We start from the raw sequence: 2,713 nt of genomic DNA on the forward strand, positions 1-2,713 counted from the left end.
TGTCCAGCTTCTCGAGCGTCTTGTAGAACTCGAAGCGCTCGAAGATGTCCCGTGTGTTCGCCGAGAAGCCCTGGACGTAGTTGAGGATGTTCGCCTTGATGTTGGTGGGGTCATCGAGGAGCTTGGCGAAGTTGAACTTGGAAGTGTTGAAGAAGCTGTGGCCGGAGGCTTTCTGGAGGAAGGTATCCAGCGGGATGTTCAGGTCCTTCTTCGCTTCCTGCTCGGCCAGGACGGCGTCCTTGGTTTTCTCGAGGACGCCGTCGAGGCGGCGGAGGATGGTGAACGGTAGGATCACCGAGCCGTACTGCGCCGGTTTGTAGGTGCCCCGCAGAATATTCGCGATGCTCCACACCAGGTTGGCGTTGTTGTTGCCGGCCACTGCTCCCACTTYCYTTGCTGCAGGCAGGGGGCGTTCATACGGTCGCGGCTTGTTACAGCCAAACGCAGGGTCCCCSTTGCCGTGCAGCGTTCATCGATCTCGCACGTACTTGCCTTTGCATTGTATGGGGAGGGAGGACATTCTCTGACGAATGGATGTTGCGTCACGGGGCGGGTATGGTGGCTGGCATCCGGGAGTAAGCCTCGTCTTGGTAGAACGGTCCGAAGGGGCGCGCATGAAAGTGCAAGACTTCTTGGGCCGCGGCGGTGAATTTCTGTCGAAGATCTGATCTCGGCCATCGGCCGTGAGGACGGTCATGGCCAGCCTCAATCCCAAAGGCGGCCACGCGGGGGTGCCTGTCGGCGTCCGTGCCAAATGTCAGACACACGGACGCCGACAGGCCGCACAGTTCAGCCCGCTCTGTTACGGAGGCCCACAATCACGATGGGGTGCTGCCGCGACTCGCGCGCGTGGATGATGGGGTTGTACTTCGTCCAGTCCAGGGACAGTCCGGCGAGGGACGCCGCGACGGCGAATACTCCGTTGGGGACGTAAACGCCGGCGTGGCGTTCATACACGTGCTTCCAATGGTAGGTCGATGCGTCGCGCCTAGCGTTGGGCTTGCTGGCCACGAGGTAGCGGGCGAACCAGTCGGCTGCGTCCCGGATCTTGGTTAGCATGGCCGGCTCGAGGAAGTCGTCGTCACGTGTGGCGAGGTCCGTGTCGTTGGCGTAGCCGCGCGCCTTGCCGTTTCCCCAGAGATGCAGGCTCGGGTGTTTGGCGAGAGTAGTCGCTACTTCGGTAGCAAGGTTCATTATTTTCTCTTTTCTTTAGGTTGAGTGGGTACCGGTGCGCGGACGGAATGCACCACCGGGGGATTGCATGGGTTACAAGTGCCAGGTGGCCATCGGGGCCCGGGGGCTAACCACTCGCGCTCCGCCTGGCGAGCAGCGCATCCACCCGGTTAGCCTGCGGCTGCGCCTGCACGGTGTTAAGGGCCCGACTTAGGTCCTTTAGTGCCGACAGGTAGGCGGCCCCCAGACGCGCGGACGGCCCGCCGGTTCCGCTGGCATCGACTTGGCGGGCCAAGGCCCGGACCAGCTCCACCAGAGGTTGGTGGGAGGGCTGCAGGATGCCCCGGCCGCTCGCGACCGCCGCGTCAACCGCGTCGAGGTGTGTGTGCATTTCGTTCTCCAAACATCTGGACCCGCATGGCAAAAGATTCGGACGGGGGGAGGAGACTACCGGGTGAACAGTCCGGGAGCTCAAAACCTGTAGCGATTTTGACCTCCCTGGGTGGCGGCAGACTGGCGGGGGTGCCTCGCTCCGTTCGCGGGCGGATTGGGTGAAGTCGGCTGTGTCCAGCCCTCTCCGTTAGAAGCGTTAGGTGTTAGAAGTTCTGTCTGATTTCCATCACATACAACACAGGAGAAACATGTAGTGCCTGTTTTGGGTGGGAAGCTTCTAACTTCTAACGCTTCTAACACCGCTAGAGGGGGTGCTTGTGCCTGTCCTCCGCTAGCGCCGGTTCCCGGGTTCATGCGGGTGCCAGGTTCAGCGCTGGCTGCGGCAGCGGAGCGTATTTCCCTCGTTCCAGCTTTCGGAGCCTTCCAGCCAGGTGGGCCCGGCCCAGGTAGACGTCCACGGCTTCGGGCGGGATGTCACGGAGAAGGGCCTTCAGGCTTCGTGGTGTGATTCCTTCCGGGTGGCGGCCGACGGTTGCTATGACGTCAGTCATCCGGTCACTCAGACCGCCGGTCACTTTGGCCGTCTGTTCCGCGCACGCTGCCGCTTCGAGACTGCCACCGGTGAGGGTCCACCGTCCGGAGCCGTCGAGAGAGACGGCATATTCGCCTTCGCGGGTGTCCCTGCTGGTCGCGTGAAGGGTTGCCGTCTTTTCTCCCCGCTCCCGGCGTAACAGCAGGACGGTGTCGGCGGCTCCGGCAATTCCCTGTGTCCCTGAGACAGCATCGACGAAGTCGCTTCCGGATGCTTTGCGGGTGTGGTGGACGACGATGATGCTGGATCCGGGGTGCGCGTCGGCTTGGTTTTTCAGACCTCCGACGACGCGGTAGTCACGTTCGTAGCTTGTTTCTCCTGCCAAAGCTGGCGGCATGGCTTTGCCGAGAGTGTCGAGGAAGACCACGGGGGCCTCGCCGGCGTGTTTCTCAAAGTATTCGCCGATCGTGTCGGGTATATATCCGCTGGTAACGGAGGTGATGAAGGTCAGGTCCGGGGAGGGTTTGACGGCCCCTAGGCTGACGAGGCGGCTTTTTAGCCGGCGGTGGCCGTCTTCGAGGGCAAGGTAGAGGACTGGGCGCCGTTGCGTGGGGA

At 62.2% G+C, this 2,713-nt stretch carries 3 protein-coding genes; all 3 read right to left on the minus strand.

Translation table 11 applies throughout. From position 1 onward, the window contains the following. On the minus strand, positions 1-379 hold a 379-nt coding region (locus AC1D1W_RS20420; RefSeq protein WP_476944666.1), incomplete at its 3' end, for a type I restriction-modification system subunit M N-terminal domain-containing protein. Between the two features lie 410 nt (positions 380-789). After that, on the minus strand, positions 790-1,194 hold the full coding sequence (locus AC1D1W_RS20425) for a hypothetical protein (RefSeq protein WP_476944667.1): 405 nt from the start codon (positions 1,192-1,194) through the stop codon (positions 790-792). A 722-nt stretch (positions 1,195-1,916) separates the two neighbouring features. Beyond that, a partial coding sequence (locus AC1D1W_RS20430; protein WP_476944668.1) for an AAA family ATPase occupies positions 1,917-2,713 on the minus strand: 797 nt, incomplete at its 5' end.

The sequence above is a fragment of the Arthrobacter sp. P1_B4 genome, assembly GCF_056406555.1.

Coding starts and splice junctions, on each gene's coding strand:
- AC1D1W_RS20425 (WP_476944667.1), bottom strand. CDS start 1,194: ATGAACCTTGCTACCGAAGTAGCGACTACTCTCGCCAAACACCCGAGC.